General features: G+C 73.2%; 1 protein-coding gene. It reads left to right on the plus strand.

What is annotated here, in order from left to right:
• The first annotated feature begins 164 nt into the window (after window positions 1-164).
• Window positions 165-18,422, plus strand: a complete 18,258-nt coding sequence (locus ACGFQC_RS33655) for a hypothetical protein (protein ID WP_393289083.1) — start codon at window positions 165-167, stop codon at window positions 18,420-18,422.
• Window positions 18,423-18,593: the final 171 nt, after the last annotated feature.

Genomic DNA, 18,593 nt, shown 5'->3' on the forward strand with positions numbered 1-18,593 from the left:
AGTCCACCCCCCGCTCCTCCGGCCCGGCCCCCGACCCGAACCGCACAGCGACCGAGTCCGCCACCGACCTGCAACTGGAATCGGACGACCACGACAGCGACGGAACCGGCGATCGCCTCTCCGTCTCCGTCCCCGGTGACGCGGACGGTTCCGGGCGGAACGCCGTGCAGGGCCCCGGTGACGCGGAGGGCCCCGGGCAGAACGCCGTGCACGACAGCGGACACGGCCTCGGCCACGGCGGCGGGCGCGGCCTCGAGCCCGGCGGCCGCGGCCCCGGAGACGGCGGCACCCCGCCACCTCCTCCGCCCACCAGCCCGGACGACCCCACGACCGTCCCCGACACGACCGTCCCCGACACGACCGTCTCCGACACGGCGTCCTCGCCGTCGCCCGCGCGGATCATCGTGCGGCCCGCCGCCGAGGGCACGGCCGACGACGACGGCGACCCGCAGCGCCCGGTCCGCGAGTCCGCCGTCACCACGCTGGACGGCCTCACCGTGCCCGTCTCCCAGCTGCGGCGCTGGGTGCCGGACACCGCGGTACGGCCCCGGCCGGGACAGGCCGTCCAGACGCTGACCATCTCGCAGAGCCCGGCCGAGGACGGTACGGCGCACAGCGCGGGACGCCGAACGCTGCTGGGCCAGGACACTTTCCGCGGCGTGCGCACCATCTCCACGGCACCGACGACCACGGCACCGACGACCACGTCCGCGGCTCCGGACGCCGCTTCCACGACGCCGCCCGCCTCCCCGGCGTCCGTCACCGCCCCGGGCCCGACGAGTACGGGCACCGAGGACCCGCCCGTCCGCCGTACCTTCTTCACCGGACCGCCCGCCCCGCTGCCCGGCTCCGGCACCGAGCGGGGTGCCGACTACTTCGTGGCGCACGGCACCTCCCGTACCGTCACCCTCGGGACCGAGGACGCGGCGCACCCCACCGTCAAGGTCAGCGGCGTACAGCTCGGCGAGGTGCTCAAGTCCTGGGCGCAGGACGGCGACCAGGACCGGCCCCTGGTCCTGTTCTCCTGTGAGACCGGGCGGCAGCCGGAGGTGGCGGGCCTGCCGGTGGCCCAGCACGTGGCCAACCGCACCGGCCGCCCGGTGCACGCGCCCACCACCGAGGTGGGCACGGCCCGGGACGGGCAGGGAGACGTCCGGCCGGTGCTCACCGAGGGCGAGGACGGGCCGGGGCGGTGGCGGCTGTTCACCCCCGAGCCCAGCGGCGCCGACCTGGACGAGCTGGCGCGCGTCGCCGGCCTGCACTCCGGTCCGGAGCCGGCCGACGGCTTCGCGCGGACCCGTACCCTCCAGCAGATCCGCACCCTGCGTGAGACCCTCGGCACGGACGCCGAACAGCGGCCGGAGAACCACGAGTTGATCGCCGGTCTCGCCTTCGTGGACGGTCTGCGCTGGCGCAGCCCGGACACCGCGGCCCGCTACGGCGACGGCCGGATGACCCCGGACCTGCTGCGCCGGATGGTCGTCGACCGGCGCGCCGTGACGACCGGAGCCGGCGCCGGTCCGGCGGCGGCCGGTCCCACGGCCGGGCAGGACGCCGACCCCACCGTCGAGGAGTACACCGCGTTCCTGCGCGCGGCAGCCGACCTGCGGGCCACGGCAGGCCCCCGCACCACGCTCGACGTCCTGCTGCCCGCGCCGCCGCCCCCGCTCCCGCCGACCACCCTGGTCTCGCCGGAGGACGTGCGCGGACTCTCCTACGCGCCCTCCGCCCAGGTCACCTGGTCACTGTCCACCGCCCCGCTGCCGCTGTCCGAGCTGGGCCTCAGCCCCGAGGACACCGCCGAACTCGCCCGCCGCAGGCCCGACCTGGCGCCCGCACCGAGCCGTCCGGAGACCCTCGCCGAGGACATGACCCTGCTCAGCAAGGAGCGTGCGGGGTCCGGGCCGGCGGACCTCGTGCACGCGGACGGCAGGGCCTTCCGGCAGCTGGTCACCCCGGGCGGGGGGAACTGCCTCTTCCGGGCCGTTCTCGACAGCGCGCGCAGCCGGGACGTACCGCCGGCGTGGGCCGCGCTGAACGTCGCCGGGCTGCGTGGGCTCCTGCGCAACCGCATCGCCGGGACCGAGCTGGGCACCGTCGTGGACGGACTCTTCGAGGATCCGGTGTTCACCGTGGTGGACGACCTGCGGATGCGCGCCCTGGCCGGGGTGCGGGGTCCGGGCCTGCGGTCCCGGATCACCGACGAGTGGAACGGCATCGCGCAGGCGGTCATCACCGACGGCGACGTGGACCAGTGGCGGCGGATGCTGCGGGACAGCGGCTACCCCCAGCTCGCCGAGGTGGCACCGAGCCCGGCCGAGGCACGACGGCTCGGCGGACGCGGGCTTCTCGCCGCGACCGCCGAGCATCCCGGGCTGTGGACCTCCCCGTTCAGCGATCTGCTCCCGTACGCGCTGGCGCACACCCTCGACCTCGACCTGCGGCTCGTCCGGCCCCACCCGACGGTGACGGGCGGCATCCTCGTCAACGAGCTCCACCCGGGCGGCGCCGACGGCACCCTGTATCTGGCCTACAACGGCACCGACCACTACGACGCCCTGGTCCCGGCCACGGCGCCGCTCACCCCCGAACCGGCCCCGGCCACCGCCCCGGCTCCGACGTCCCCGACGTCCACGGCCCCGATCGCCACCGAACCGGCTCCGACGTCCATGACGACCCCTGCCACCACCGCGGACACGGACGGCTCCGGCCCCCTCGGGGAATGGCTGCGCAGCATGGCCGGGATCACGGACCTCGACGGCCCCGGCACCGGGACGCCCGACAAGGGCGACCAGGTGCCGCTGGAGACCCAGCTCGACCGTTACCGCCCGGCACGCCTGCTGACCGGAGAGGACGTCAGGCCGCCGGGACCGGCCCCGCGCACCGTCACCTTCGAGGACGGCAGCCGACTGCCCGCCGTACTGATCAGCCCCGACGCCGATCCGGGCGCCCCCGGTGCCGACCCCGGCGACGGCGGCACCGGGGGCCGTACGGACGACAGTCGGCGGACACCGCCGACCGGGCTTCTCACCGGCCCCGGCGTCCTCACCCTGCGCTCGCCCGAGGAGGTGGCCCGGCAGATCCTCGGGCAGCTGCCGGAGAAGCTGCGCGACCAGTTCGACGAGGCGGAGCTGCTGCGCCTGCTGACCGACCAGCCCGGCGCCTTCACCGCCCCGCGCGGCACGCGCCTCGTCGGCCGGGAGAAGGCCGGGGTCGGCCACGAGATGACGATCGAGGCCGTCCCGTACCACCGCTGGGAGCGCTTCTCCGACGTGGACGGCGCGACCGTGAAGCTGGACACCATGCGCCGCGGCCAGGCCGGTACGGGCGGTGGGCGCAGTGTCGGCTTCGGGCGCCGGATCGCCGCCGCGGTCAGCATGGGCCCGCCGCTCAGCTGGCTGGTGAAGATCGGCGTCTCGCTGGGCTGGACCCGCAGGACGGACTACACCCAGGGCACGCAGGCGTACAACCAGAACGAGTACCGCGCCGTGGACGGTTCGCACCTCCACCTCGACGACGTCCACTACCGGGTGCGCGTGGAACGGGTCACGGAGGCGCCGACGACCGGCGGTCAGGGCGCTCCGTCCGGTTCTCCCGCGCCGGGCCCCCGCTGGCAGCGCGACCAGGTGCACACCGCGCGTTTCGCCGTGCGGGACGGGCTGAGCTGGCGGCTGCCCGACGACCTCACCGTGGCCTTCAAGGGACCGCGCCGCGCGCCGCGGACGCTGACCTTCCCCGACGGGCTCGAGCCGCGCGCCACCACCATCGCCGGACTGCACCTAGTCGACCCTCCGGAGGACCTGGCGCTCGCCGTCTCCGGGGCCCGGCCGGGCAGTTCGGCGCACCGCACGCTCGTCTCGTACGTCAGGCCGACACGGCTCCTCGCGCTGTTCGGGCGGCTCACCGGGCCGGTCAGCGGACCCGAACTGACCCAGGGCACCGGCAGGCACCCGCTGGGGCACCTGATCGTCGAGCGGTCGATCCCGCACCGGGCCACCCTGGTGACCGAGTCGGTCAAGGCGGAGATCCGGGACCTGACCCAGACCACCTACCAGAACCAGCGCGGCCACGTCCGCGACACCCGTTTCGGCATCCAGATCACCGCCGGCCCGAACCACACCTTTGTTGGCCCGGAGACGGACGTACGCATCCAGGGCGGCCCGATGGTCCGCGCCGACTTCAGCACCGGGCGGGGCCACTACCTCGGCACGGACGCGGCCCGCAAGACGACCGGCCGCGTCCGCAACCACCCCGTCGCGCTCTACCGGGTGGAGCGCACCCTGATGGTCCGGAAGGCCGGCGAGCCGGCGTCCGCGGCCCGCCCGGTCCGTGTCGTCAGCCTGGACTGGATGTCCACCCGGGACGCCCGCCGGCTCGCGGGCTGGGACAGCCGGACCCCCGGACAGGCGGGCCCCGACCCGGACGCCGAGCCTCCGGTGCCGTGGTACCTCACCAGGGAGGACCCGGTCCACCTGAGCGGCCAGGTCCGCGCCGAGGGCTTCCTGCCCGACAGCCCGCAGCCGCTCGTACCCACCACCCGGGACCAGACCCCGGCAACGGGCCCGGACCCGACCCCGGCGGCGGAGCAGGGCCGGTCACCGGAATCGAACCAGGGCCAGAACCAGGGCCAGAACCAGGGCCAGACCTCGGCAACGGACCAGGGCCAGAGCCAGGGCCAGACCCCGGCAACGGACCAGGGCCAGAACCAGGGCCAGACCTCGGCAACGGACCAGAGCCAGAGCCAGGGCCAGACCTCGGCAACGGACCAGAGCCAGAGCCAGGGCCAGAACCAGAGCGACGCCGGTCAGCAGGACCAGCAGCCCTCCACGACGCAGGACCAGCAGAACGAAAAGAGCGGGCAGGACCAGTCCGGGCAGCCCGCCGCCCCGCAGGACCCCATGCGCGTCTTCGCGGACGCCGTCATCGACACCCTGCACCGCTCGTACCCGTCCCTGTTCGTCCCGCCGCTCATGCTGCGGCACCCGCGCCTGGCCAAGTTCTGGTACGGCGACGGGCGGATGCGGACCGCACTGCACAACGACCGCCAGGTCCGCGAGGCGCTGAACCGCCCCACCCTGGCCCAGAGCCTGGACGACCTGACCACCACCGGCGTACCCGTCACCCTCACCGAGGACGGCAAGGTCCGCCGCGGTCACCACACCCTGATCCTGCGGGCCCGGCTCACCGACCGGCGGTTCGAAACCACCCTGAACGAGCGCTCGCTGCGCAACGCGGTGATCGGCACCGAGGTCTCCGGCCAGGGGCAGCAGGCCTCCAGCACCCTGTCCGGCGGCGCCGAACTGGGCATCATGCTGCGCGACCACGACAAGGTGCCCAAGGTCGACGTGCCCCGCCGGGCCGGCAACGTGGCCGTCGGGGCCCGGTACGCCCACACCGAGCAGAAGGCCACCCGGGCCGCGGTCGCGGTCACCCACGACCAGCTGACCTACCACGACGGCGCCGACCTCTACAGCTACCGGGTGGAGCTGAGCGCCTCCTTCGAGGGCCACCTCCGTCCGCGCGGCTGGGCCCGGCTCCTGACGGTCGGCGTACTCGGCGCGGGCTACTTCGTCAGCAGGAAGCAGGAACGCCCGCTGTTCGACCGGGGCACGGAGACCGTGGGCCGGGTGGAGCTGGCGGTGCCCGCCGCGCACGCCTCCGAGCGCCACCCCCCGACGGACCCCGCGGCCGGGGTGACGGCACCGGCGCCCGCGACCACCACGTCGACGCCCGGACCGCGGCCCTCCGCCGCCGAGGCCGACGGACTCCTCGACGGCACGAGCCCGCTGCCCGCGCGGGACTCGGCCGACCAGCGGCTCACCGAGAGGCTGCTGAGCGCCCCGCATGTCGTCCTCAGCGTCGAGGGCGGACAGCAGCGCCAGCAGCTCGTACAGGACACCGCCGACGAGGCCGCGGGCGAGACCTGGCACGTCAGCGCACCCGGCGCCCCGGTGCGCACCGCCCTGCGCCGGGCGATGACGAACCTCGGCATCGCCGGGCAACTCGGCCAGTACCTCGGCCCGTTCGGTTCCCGCATCACCGGGCTCAACGGGGCCGGACCGTTCCGCACCCACTACCTGAAGGCCGCGATCCGCGGCGAACTGCAGAACCTGCGCGTCAAGAGCGACCCGAAGTCGTCCAGCTTCGAGGCCACCGTCGGCAACGAGCACCGCATCGCCGGCACGGAGAGCACCGCCTCGCGCACCAGCGTCGGCGTCCAGGGCACCTACATGCCGTTCCAGCGGGCCGACGGCACCCGGGCGATGATCGGCTCGTACGCCGCCGGCCTCCAGTACTCCTGGGGCACGGGACGCAGCACCGCGAAGGCCCTCACCCCCGGACGCAACACCACCCTCACGTTCGCCGGGCGGGCGTACCTGGTGGTCGCCGACGCCGTCGAGACTGTCGCGGTCCGCGACCGCTGGACGGCCGCGATGGGCATGGCGGGTACCCGCGCGGCGGCCCGGATCAGCTCCGCGGCCGGCCGGCTCTCCGGCCGCCTGGCCTCCGGACTCGCCCCGCGCCGGGCCGCCGCCGCGGTCCAGCGCATCCGTGACGCGGTGATGTTCCACCTGCCGATGCAGGACGCCATCGAGGCCGGACTCGCCCCCGACGGCATCGCCACCACCACCCCTGACAACCTCGGCGGCGGCTACCGGGTGCCCCCCTTCCTGAAGGGCCGCCACTTCCCGGGCCATCCCAGCGGCCGGCTCGACGCCGGTATGGCGGCGCCCCCGCTGATGCGGCAGCTCGAGGAGATCGGGGTGTCCTCGCACGACCGCGAGCAGGTCCTCCAGCGGCTCTCCCCGGACTTCCTCCGGGCCAACCTGCACGAACTCACCACCGACGGGATGACCCTGCCGGTGCGCCACCGCACCTGGACCAGCCCGACCCACCTGCCGGTCGGCGGCAGTCCCGCACAGGTCCGGTTCGAGCTGACCCCGGTCACCACCACCGTGGAGCGGCTGCGCACCGGCTTCGAGCTGGAGGACTACCGCAGCGTCGCCCGCGACGACGCCGACTCCGCCTCCCGGGACCGCGGCGTCGACGCGACGGCGGGCGTCGGCCAGCGCACGACGGAGAGCGGCGTCCTCCTGGCCAACCCCTCCCTGCAGGGCACCGCGGCCAAGCAGGAGTCGAGCACCCGGACCGAGACCGTCGGCCGCACCGCGATGCCGAACATGATCACCGCCCAGACGCACGTCGAGATCGTGACCTCCTACACCCTGACCGTGACCATGACGGACGCGGCCGGCGACCCGCTCGCACCCCGCGCCACGGCCGACGTCGGCAGCCTCAGGGAGATCGTCCCGACCAGTCTGCTCACCCCGGACGGCGACGGCGCCGACGGTGCCCTCACCGAGGGCGACGTGAGCGAACCGGAGCGCGCGGTGAGGCTGCTGACGAAAGACCAGTCCCTTCCGGAACGTATCGCCGACTGGCGTGCCTCCGCCTCCGGCGGCCCCTCCGGCGGCCCCTCCGGCGGCCCCTCCGGCCGCGCCGACGCCTCGGACGTCCTGCCCTTCGACGACCTGATCGGCTCCGGCATCCTCGCCGTGGACATCCGCGGCGCCGCCAACGTGCACGACGCCCTGACCCTCGCCACCGCCCGCGCCGACGGCGTCGGGGACAAGGACCTCGGCACCCGGTACACCGGCGACCGGCTCACCGAGGCCGTGCGCAAGGCCCGCCGGACCCCGCTCACCGTCCTCGGCACCATCCCCGCCCAGGCCCAGCAGGAGGCCACCACCCAGACCGGCCTGGCCGCGGCCTTCCGCGACGCGCTGAGCGCGAACGGCTCACCGCTGCCCGTGCAGGCCTCCGCCCGCCTCCTCGGCCAGTTCCACACCGCCGACTCCCGCCTCTACGCGAAGATGCACCGCCGCGGCGCCCGGCTGCTCGCCGTGGAGAACAAGCCGCGCATGGAGGCCATGCAGCGCACGAAGACCTCCGACGCGCTGGAGTCCGGCACCATCGACACCGTCGAGGGCGCCGTGGGCACCGCCCCGCTGGCGAGCACCGGCAGAGCGGGCGTCGTCAACCCCGGCCTCACGATCCCGATCGGCGGCGCGGCCGACGGCACCGTGACCAAGGCCGCCGCGGACACCACCCTCGGCACCCACCTCAAGGTCGGCACCGACCGCAGCATGCTGTTCGCGCTGCCGGTGAGCTGGCTGTCGGTGGCCGAGGTGGACCACCGGCTCACCGACAGCCGTCCCCTGCACGCGCTCGGCAAGGCCAGGCGCGGTCCGCGCGCCGCCGAGGCCGAGACCACCGTCCTGGTCTGGCTGCGCGAGGACATCGCCCGTGACTACGGCCTCCTCGACGACACCACCTTCCCCGACGAGGTCGGCAAGGCCTGGGACGCCCAGGCCAAGGCGGTCGGCGACCTCGCCACGGCCGAGCAGCGCTACTACGACGCCCGGGCCCGGGCCCGCGAGGCCTGGCTCGACCTGAGCGCCGGGCAGCAGGCCGCGCTCGGCGACGGCCACTCGGACCTGTCGACCGTCCTGCCGCGGGAGATGGCCGAGTCGCCGGCCGTCGTCGCCTGGCAGGCCGCCCGCGAGGAGGTCCGCCGGTGGCGGCAGCGCACCGACGCCGCCGCCGCGGACCACCACCGGCTGCACCTCGCCGCCTCCCGCCTCACCGCCCACCACCAGGGTTCCCTCTCCGTCCCGGTACCGGACCGGCCGCAGGAGTACACCGAGCCGGGATGGCGTTCCGAGGCGCCGGAGCCGTACACGATCACCGAGAGCACCGGCTCCGCCCCGCGCACCCTGATCTCCCCGGACGGCGCGACGGTGCGCGAGGCGCACGCCGTGCCGCACGACGGCGCCTCGTTCTTCCACGCGCTGATCGCCGTCGCCGAGGCCCGGGGCCGGCTGTCCCACCTGCTCGGCACCGACCTCGCCGAACAGTTCACCCGAACCCCCGGCGATCCGGCGGTCACCGCCGGCGCCATCGACGCCGCCCGCGTCCGGCTCGCCTCGGCGCTGGGCGAAGACGGCAACGAGGACCTGCTCGAAGCCCTCGCCCTGGACGTCGCCGACACCTTCACCCAGACCGAACTCGACGCCGCCGAAGTGACGTTCACCCCGGCGCAGCAGGCCGAGTTCGACGCCTTCGGCCGTCTCCCGCTGACCTTCTGGCCGACCCCCGCCCAGCGGATCGCGCTGGCCACCACCGCCCTGTCCCGCCCGTTCGCGGCCGAACCGCGCCAGGACGGCACACAGGAGCTCCCGGACGCCGAACCGGCCCCGCCCGCGCGCCGGGCCGGCGACCACGGCGGCGCCGACCTGCTGCCCGCCCTCGCCGCCCGGGTCCTGGGCACCCCGCTCACCGTGGTGACCGGCGAAGGCCGCGAGCAGGTCTTCCTCCCGCACGGCACCGACCCGGCCGCCGTCGACCCGGTCGGCGATCCCGTCCTGTTCGCCGCCGACGGCTTCTTCTACGCCGCCCTCCCGCCCGGCACCCCGGCCCCGGTCACCACCGCGCTGCCGGCGCCGGCGACCGAGGCCGGTCCCGGCACGTCGACGGCGCCGGCCACCGACGGCACGCCCGCGACGCAGCAGCCGCCGGCACACCGCAGCCACACCACCCCGCCCTGGATGCTGCCCGCCGACAGCAGCGGTCCGCGCTACCGCCTGGCCCGCGACGGCGTCCTCACCGCGCCCGACGGCGCCACCTACACCCAGGGCACGCCCACCGGTCGTGGCAACGGCTTCTTCGGCGCGCTCGCCACGGCCCTGCGCGACGCCGCCGAGCGGCCCGGACCGCGCGGCCCCGAGGTGGCACGGCTGCGCAACCTCGCCGCCGCGTCGCCCGACCGGCTGATGAGCCTGCACGGCCTCCCCGGCAGCCCGGCCGAGCGGGGCTCCCTGTTCCGGCCCCCGCCCATGAACGCCGGCCCCGGCGCACCCGAGCCCGGCCCGGACGCCCGCGACGACCACCTGCGCCGCCACCTCACCGAGGCCCCCTGGGGCCCCGAGGCCGACCGCGCGGTGGCCGAGTGGGCCGCCGCCGCGACCGGCACCACCGTCACCCTGATCGAGGAGAACGGCACCGCCCACACCTACCCCGGCCCGGCCGGCGACAACGGCCCGCACATCCGCCTCCGCCGCCGCGGCGGCGACGTCGTCCCCCTGACCCTCCGCACCCCGGCCCCCGAACCGAGCCGACCGGAAACGCCGGGCACATCGAGCACATCGAGCACACCCGGTACACAGACCACGCCGCCCGTGGACGCGACGGCGGTCGATGCGCCGGTGGTGGACGTGCCGGTGGTGGATGTGCCGGCGGTCGATGTGCCGGTGGTGGACGAGACGCCCGTGGGCGCGACGACGGCGGATGTGACGCCGTTGGATACGCCGCCCGTGGACGGTATGCCTGCGGATGTGACGGGGGTGGATGCGCCGGCGATGGATGCGGCGCCCGTCGATGCGACGGCGGGGGATGCGCCTGCCACGGACGCGACGACGGAGGACGTGCCTGCCGCGAATACGGCAGCGGTGACCGTAGCGCCCATGGACGCGGCGGCCATCGATTCACCGCCCGCCGACACGACGACGGCCGGCACGACGACGGCCGGCACGACGCCCGCCGACACCGACCCGTCAGTCCCGCCCGCCGCCCAGACCTTCGCGCCGCTGCCACCCTCGCCGCCCCTGCGGTCCCTGCCGTCCCACCAGGATGCGGCCGAGATCCCGCTGCCCCCGTCCCCCGTGTCCCAGAGCGCCGACCCCTCGCCGGAGTTGCCGGCCGAGGAGGAGGAAGCACACGAACTGAGCACACTCTCCGGCGCCGGCGAGGGATCGGACACTCCCACGAACCCGGATGCGGCTCCGACGCCGCCGGTGCCCGCCCCGCGGTCGTTCAAGTTGGGGAACTTCGAGTTCACGAACCTCAACCAGACGGACCGGTACATGGACAGGGCGGTCCGGATCGTGGAGTTGCTCGACGAGCACGCCACGATCAGGAACTACATCGGTGACCGTCCGGTGCGTGTCACGTTGCGTCTGCGGGTGACGGAGGCGCCGGCGGACGTGATCGACCGGGGTGCCGACGGTGTCGACATCAATCTGGCGAGCTACTACTTCGAGAAGTACGACACCGGTTACGTCATGGGCATGCTGGCGCATGAGATCGCTCTGCATCCGATGGCTTCGCGGAACAGTCGTATCGCGGAGGAGGAGGATCTGTTCGCGGGGATGCCGTTCCAGGTGCCGGGTCTGGAGTCGTTGAAGACGCCGCGTTTCATGAACACGATCGGTTCGGGTCAGGCGGACCACATCATGGCGGCGTTGCCGCAGTCGATCCGTCATGCCCTTTACCGGGACGCGGTGGTGGAGATGGCGCGGGTGCTGGAGCGGCGTGCCCGGGTGGGCGTGCCGGGTGCCAAGGCCAAGGACGTCACGGACCTGTTCGACACCTACCTCATGGACCTGGCGTCGATCGCGGTGACCAACGACCACCGGGGCCGGGCGGTCACGGATCCGGGTTACACGGCGAGGGTCTACAACGCCTACAAGGCCCTGCTGGACGCGCATCTGCCGCAGGACGGCCGTCTGCGTGCCCTGCTGCCGGCCGACAAGAGCCGGTGGGGTGTGCTGGGCGACTTCGGCCAGCTCACGGCGAGTGTGGGGACCAACAACCGGGGCGACAGCATCCAGCGGCCCCCGACGACGGGTGAGGCCCGCCCCCGCCTCCCGCAGACCACTGCTCAGCAGTCCGAGGCGGATGACCGGCAAAGCCGTTCCAGCACTGCGCAGTTGAACGGCTCGCGCGACAGCCGTCCCCGGTTCGTGGTGCGGTCGGGCTTCGACGCCCGCCGGTTCACGCACGACGGTGATCCCGTCACCGACCTCACCGTGCGGGTCGCGCTGCGGGGCACGGAGGATCAGAGCGCACGCGTACGCGAACAACTGGGTTTGGGTGTGGAGGAGTTCCTGAACGATCCGGCCTACCGTCTGCCGAACGGTGACCGTCTGCACGTGACGGTGGAGCCGGTGGATGCCGGTGACTCGCCGCATCTGACGGTGGACCTGGTGGGCCGGGACCGGGCGATGGATCAGAACACCTGGTGGGTGGACGCGGATCCGGTGCAGTTGGTGCACGAGCTGACGCACCAGCTGGGTCTGCGTGACGAGTACCGGGACGCCGATTCCCCGCACCGCCCGCACATCCTCGGCAGCCTGCTGGGCGACCTGGAGGCGGACCCGGAGGACTCCTCCCTGGTCACGGCCGGTCTGCGCGACCGGCACCTCGCGCTGCTCGGCGCGCTGATCGGGGACGTGACCCCGGCACCCGAGGAGACCGGCCGGAGCTGGGAGGAGGCCCGCAGCGCGGCTGTCCCCGACACGCGCGAGGCGGTCTGGGTGGACCCGGTGTCCCTGCCCCAACCTGCCGACGACACGACGCCCGCCGACAGCATGACGCCCATCGGCGTCCCCGCACGCGTGCCGCAGGACGCGAGCCGGCCTCCCGGCGAGGCGGCGGCGCCGACCCATGTGCCCTTCACCTCAGGGAACTTCGAGTTCACCAACCTCAAGCACACGAACGAGAAGTACCGCGACAAGGCGATCCGCATCATCGAGACGCTGCGCAGGCACGACACCGTCCGCGAGTACGTCGGTGGCCGTCCGGTCCGCATCACCCTGCACGTGCGCACCACGGAAACGCCCGCCGACGTGATCGACCGCGGTGCGGACGGCGTCGACATCAATCTGGCGAGCTACTACTTCGAGAAGTACGACATCGGCTACGTGATGGGCATGCTGGCCCACGAGATCGGCCTGCACCCTCTGGCCTCGCGGGACCGGAGCATCCCCGACGAGGAGGCGATGTTCGCGAACTTCCCGCTGACCGTGCCGGGGCTGGAGGAGTCGAGCCCGCCGCGCACCATGAGCACGGAGGGCGCCGGCCAGGCCGACCACATCATGGCCGCCTACCCGAGCAGCACCCGGCACCGCATCTACCGCGACATCGTCCTGGAGATGGGCCGTGTCCTGGCCGAGGAAGCAGGAAACGGGGAGGAGGGCGCCAGGGCCACGGACGTGACCGATCTGTTCGACACCTACCTCATGGACCTGGCCACGATCGCCGTCACCAACGACCGTCGCAAGGACGCGGCTTGGGAGCCCCGCAACACGGCGAAGGTCTACAACGCCTACCGGACGCGGCTCATCGCCCAGTTGGCGCAGGACAGCCCGCTCCGGAGCCTCGTGCCGCCGGAGAAGGTCTGGTGGAAGGTGACGGGCGGCTTCCTCGGTCTCGGCGCCAGCTTCACCTTCACCAACAAGGGCGACAGCATCCAGACCGTCGCGCCGGAGCCCGCCAGTGGCCCGGCCGAAGCCCGGCCCCGCCTGCGGCAGGCCGACCCGGACCCCTCGCCCCACGATCCGTCCCTCCCGGCACGTCCGCACGGAACCCGTGACAGCCGTCCCCGGTTCGTGGTGCGCTCCGGCTTCGACGCCCGTCGGTTCACGCACGCCGGTGATCCCGTCACCGATCTCACGGTGCGCGTCGCGCTGCGCGGCACGGAGGATCAGCAGGCACGCGTACGCGAGCAGCTCAGTGCGGGCGTGGCCGAGTTCCTGAACGACCGCGGTTACCGTCTGCCCAACGGTGACCGTCTGCACGTGACGGTGGAGCCGGTGGATGCCGGTGACTCGCCGCATCTGACGGTGGACCTGGTGGACCGTGATGTGGCGATGGACCAGGTGTCGTGGTGGGTGGACGCGGATCCGGTGCAGTTGGTGCACGAGCTGACCCACCAGCTGGGTCTGCGTGACGAGTACCGGGACGCCGATTCCCCGCACCGCCCGCACATCCTCGGCAGCCTGCTGGGCGACCTGGAGGCGGACCCGGAGGACTCCTCCCTGGTCACGGCCGGTCTGCGCGACCGGCACCTGGCCCTGCTCGGTGCGCTGATCGGGGACGTGGCCCCGGCGCCGGAGGAGGTCGGTCTCAGCTTCGCGGAGGCGCGGGGCGCGGCCGTCCCCGACACGCGCGAGGCGGTCTGGGTGGACCCGGTGTCCCTGCCCCGGACCGGGGACGACACGACGATCACCGAGGTCCCCGCTCGCATGCCGCAGGATTCGGATGCGGTGCCCGCCCCGCGGCCGTTCAAGTTGGGGAACTTCGAGTTCACGAACCTCAACCAGACGGACCGGTACATGGACAGGGCGGTCCGGATCGTGGAGCTGCTTGACGAGCACGCCACGATCAAGAGTTATATCGGTGACCGTCCGGTGCGTGTCACGTTGCGTCTGCGGGTGACGGAGGCGCCGGCGGACGTGATCGACCGTGGCGAGGACGGCGTCGACATCAATCTGGCGAGCTACTACTTCGAGAAGTACGACACCGGTTACGTCATGGGCATGCTGGCACATGAGATCGGTCTGCATCCTCTGGCCTCGCGGAACAGTCGTATCGCGGAGGAGGAGGATCTGTTCGCGGGGATGCCGTTCCAGGTGCCGGGTCTGGAGTCGTTGAAGACGCCGCGTTTCATGAACACGGTGGGGTCGGGGCAGGCCGACCACATCATGGCGGCGTTGCCGCAGTCGATCCGTCATGCCCTCTACCGGGACGTTGTGGTGGAGATGGCGGGTGCGCTGGAGCGGCGTGCGCGGGTGGGCGTGCCGGGTGCCAAGTCCAAGGACGTGACGGATCTGTTCGACACGTATCTGATGGACCTGGCGTCGATCGCGGTGACGAACGACCACCGGGGACGGGCGGTCACGGATCCGGGTTACACGGCAAGGTCCTACAACGCCTACAAGGCCCTGCTGGACGCGCATCTGCCGCAGGACGGCCGCCTGCGTGCCCTGTTGCCGGCCGACAAGAGCCGGTGGGGTGTGCTGGGCGACTTCGCCCAGCTCACGGCGAGTGTGGGGACCAACAACCGGGGCGACAGCATCCAGCGGCCCGCCCCGGCCGGCGAAGCGCGTCCCCGCCTCCCGCAGACCACTGCTCAGCAGTCCGAGGCGGATGACCGGCAACATCGTTCCAACACTGCGCAGTTGAACGGCTCGCTCGACGGTCGTCCCCGGTTCGTGGTGCGGTCCGGCTTCGACGCCCGCCGGTTCACGCACGACGGTGACCCGGTCACCGACCTGACCGTGCGGGTGGCGATGCGGGGCGCCGAAGGGCAGAGCGCGTACGTCTTCGGACAGCTCAGTGCGGGCGTGGCCGAGTTCCTGAACGACCGCGGTTACCGTCTGCCCAACGGTGACCGTCTGCACGTGACGGTGGAGCCGGTGGATGCCGGTGACTCGCCGCATCTGACGGTGGACCTGGTGGGCCGGGACCGGGCGATGGATCAGAACACCTGGTGGGTGGACGCGGATCCGGTGCAGTTGGTGCACGAGCTGACGCACCAGCTGGGTCTGCGTGACGAGTACCGGGACGCCGATTCCCCGCACCGCCCGCACATCCTCGGCAGCCTGCTGGGCGACCTGGAGGCGGACCCGGAGGACTCCTCCCTGGTCACGGCCGGTCTGCGCGACCGGCACCTGGCCCTGCTCGGTGCGCTGATCGGGGACGTGGCCCCGGCACCCGAGGAGGCCGGTCTCAGCTTCGCGGAGGCGCGGGGCGCGGCCGTCCCCGACACGCGCGAGGCGGTCTGGGTGGACCCGGTGTCCCTGCCCGGGTCGGCTGACGACTCCGACGGCACCACCGGTGTCGGTGTTCCCGCTCGGATGGTGCAGGGGCAGGGTCTGCTCCCGTTCGGGTCGGGCAATTTCACGTTCACCAACCTGAACTTTGACAATGAGGCGTACCTGAGCAAGGCGATTCGTGTCATTCAGGCGTTGAGCAGTCATGCCGTGATCAGGGACTACGTCCGTGATCGTCCGGTGCGGATCACGTTGCACGTGCGGACCACGGAGACTCCGGCGGATGTGATCGACCTGGACGTGGCTCGTCAGGATGCCGCGATGCGTGCTCTGGAGGCCGCGGCCGACTCGGGTGATGCGGAGGCGGCCGCTGCCGCCCAGGCGGAGCTGGTGGATGCTCTGGCGGACCGGCCCGCGGCGCAGATGCGCGGGGTCGAGATCAATCTGGCGAGCTACTACTTCGAGAAGTACGACGTCGGTTACGTGTTGGGGATGCTGGCGCACGAGATCGGTCTGCACCCGCTGGCCTCGGCGCAAGAGGGTCTGGTCAGCGACGAGGCCGCCAACAGGGGGGTGGCGCAGCGGGTGCCGGGGCTGCCGGCGCGTGTGATGAACACGGTGGGGGCGGGTCAGGCGGACCACGTCATGGCGGCTTCGCCGGATCGCGTGCGGCACCGGATCTACCGTGACGTGGTGGTGGAGATGGCGCGGGTGCTGGAGCAGCAGACCGCCAACCGTCAGGAGGGCGCGGTCGCGAGGGACGTCACGGACCTGTTCGACACGTATCTGATGGACGTGGCGACGATCGCGGTGACCAACGACCACCGGGCACGAGCCGTCCTGGAGCCCTTCAACACGGTCAAGGTCTACAACGCCTACAAGGAGCTGCTGCGCGAGCAGCTGGCGGACACTCCCGCGCTTCAGGCACTCCTGCCCCCCGACAAGAGTGTGTTCGGCGTCGCGGGGAACTTCACGCGACTCGGCGCCAACATCGCGGCCGACAATGCCGGCGACAGCATCCAACGGCCCGCCCCGGCCTACGAAGCCCGCCCCCGCCTCCCCCAGACCGCCCCGGACCCCGCCCCCCACGGCGCGTCGGTTCCCGGTTCGAGGACGAACGGTCACCGTGACAGCCGTCCCCGGTTCGTGGTGCGGTCGAGTTTCGACGTCCGGCGGTTCTCCCACCGGGACGAGACGGTCACCGATCTCACGGTGCGGGTCGCGACGCGTGGTGCGGAAGACCGGAGCGCCCACGTCTTCGGGCAGCTCAGCGCGGGTGTCGAGGAATTCCTGAACGCCGCGGGCCACCGTCTGCCGAACGGTGACCGCCTGCACGTGACGGTGGAGCACGTCGACGCCGACGACTCCCCGCACCTGACGGTGGACCTGATGGGCCGGGACCGGGCGATGGACCAGACCACCTGGTGGACCGACGCCGCCCCCGTCCAGTTGGTGCACGAGCTGACCCACCAGCTCGGTCTGCGTGACGAGTACCGGGACGCCGACTCCCCGCACCGCCCACACATCCTCGGCAGCCTGCTCGGCGACCTGGACACGGACCCGGAGGACTCCTCCCTCGACCCCGCAGGCCTGCGCGACCGGCACCTCGCCCTGCTCGGCGCGCTGATCGGAGACGTAACCCCGGCACCGCGGCACGACGGCGACGAAGCGGACCGGAGCTGGGAGGAGGCCCGCAGCGCCGCCGTCCCCGACACGCGCGAGGCGGTCTGGGTGGACCCCGTCTCCCTGCCCGCCCCGGCCGGGGGACGGACCGAACCGGGCCTCGACCCCGGGCCCGGTGCGGACGCCGACGCGCACGCCGGTGGCGCGGTGGCCGGCGACGTGGCGCCCCGGATGCCCGTCCCCTTCAAGTCCGGGAACTTCGAGTTCACCAACCTCAAGCACACGAACGAGAGGTACCGCGACAGGGCGGTCCGCATCATCGAGCTGCTGCGCGGGCACGACACCGTCCGCGAGTACGTCGGTGGCCGTCCGGTCCGCATCACCCTGCACGTGCGCACCACGGAAACGCCCGCCGACGTGATCGACCGCGACGCGGCACGCCTCGACGCCGCCCGGGCCGCCCTGGCCCGCGCGATCGACGCGGCCGACGCCGACGCGATCGACGCCGCCCGGACCACCCTGGCCGCACTGGCCGCCGTCGATCCGGCCGACGCGCTCGGCGTCGACATCAACCTGGCGAGCTACTACTTCGAGAAGTACGACATCGGCTACGTGATGGGCATGCTGGCCCACGAGATCGGCCTGCACCCTCTGGCCTCCCAGAACGCGGGCCTCCCGGACGAGGAGGCGATGTTCGAGGACTTCCCCCTGCCGGTGCCGGGACTGGAGGGCGTGAACCCGCCGCGCACCATGAGCACGGCGGGCGCCGGCCAGGCCGACCACATCATGGCCGCCTACCAGAGCAGCACCCGGCACCGCGTCTACCGCGAGATCGTCCTGGAGATGGCCAGGACGCTCGCGCGGGACGCCCGCAACGGGGAGGAGAACGCGAAGCCCAAGGACGTCACCGACCTGTTCGACTGCTACCTCATGGACCTCGCCTCCATCGCCGTCACCAACGACCACCGGCTCAGCGCGGCCACGGAACCCGGTTACACGGCGAGGGTCTACAACGCCTACAAGAAGACGCTCCAGGACCTGCTGAAGGACGACCCCGAGGTACTGGCCCTCCTGCCGCCGGACAAGGGCATGCTGGGCGTGATGAACGACTTCCGGCGCATCGGCACCTCCATCTCCGTGAACAACCGCGGCGACAGCATCCAGCGGGACGGTGCGGCGACCTGACCCGCGGGGCCCGTCCGGCCGGCCCGCACGGTCGCCGGCCGGCCCGCACGGGCGCCGGCCGGCCCGCACGGCCACCGGGCGGGCGGTCGGCCGTGGCGACGGCGGACGCCCGCCCGGAGGCAGGGCGGAGGCCGGGCCGTCGTGCCACGGCCGTCCGGCGGGCGCGGCCCG

It is taken from the genome of Streptomyces sp. NPDC048734 (genome assembly GCF_043198675.1).
Lineage (GTDB): Bacteria > Actinomycetota > Actinomycetes > Streptomycetales > Streptomycetaceae > Streptomyces.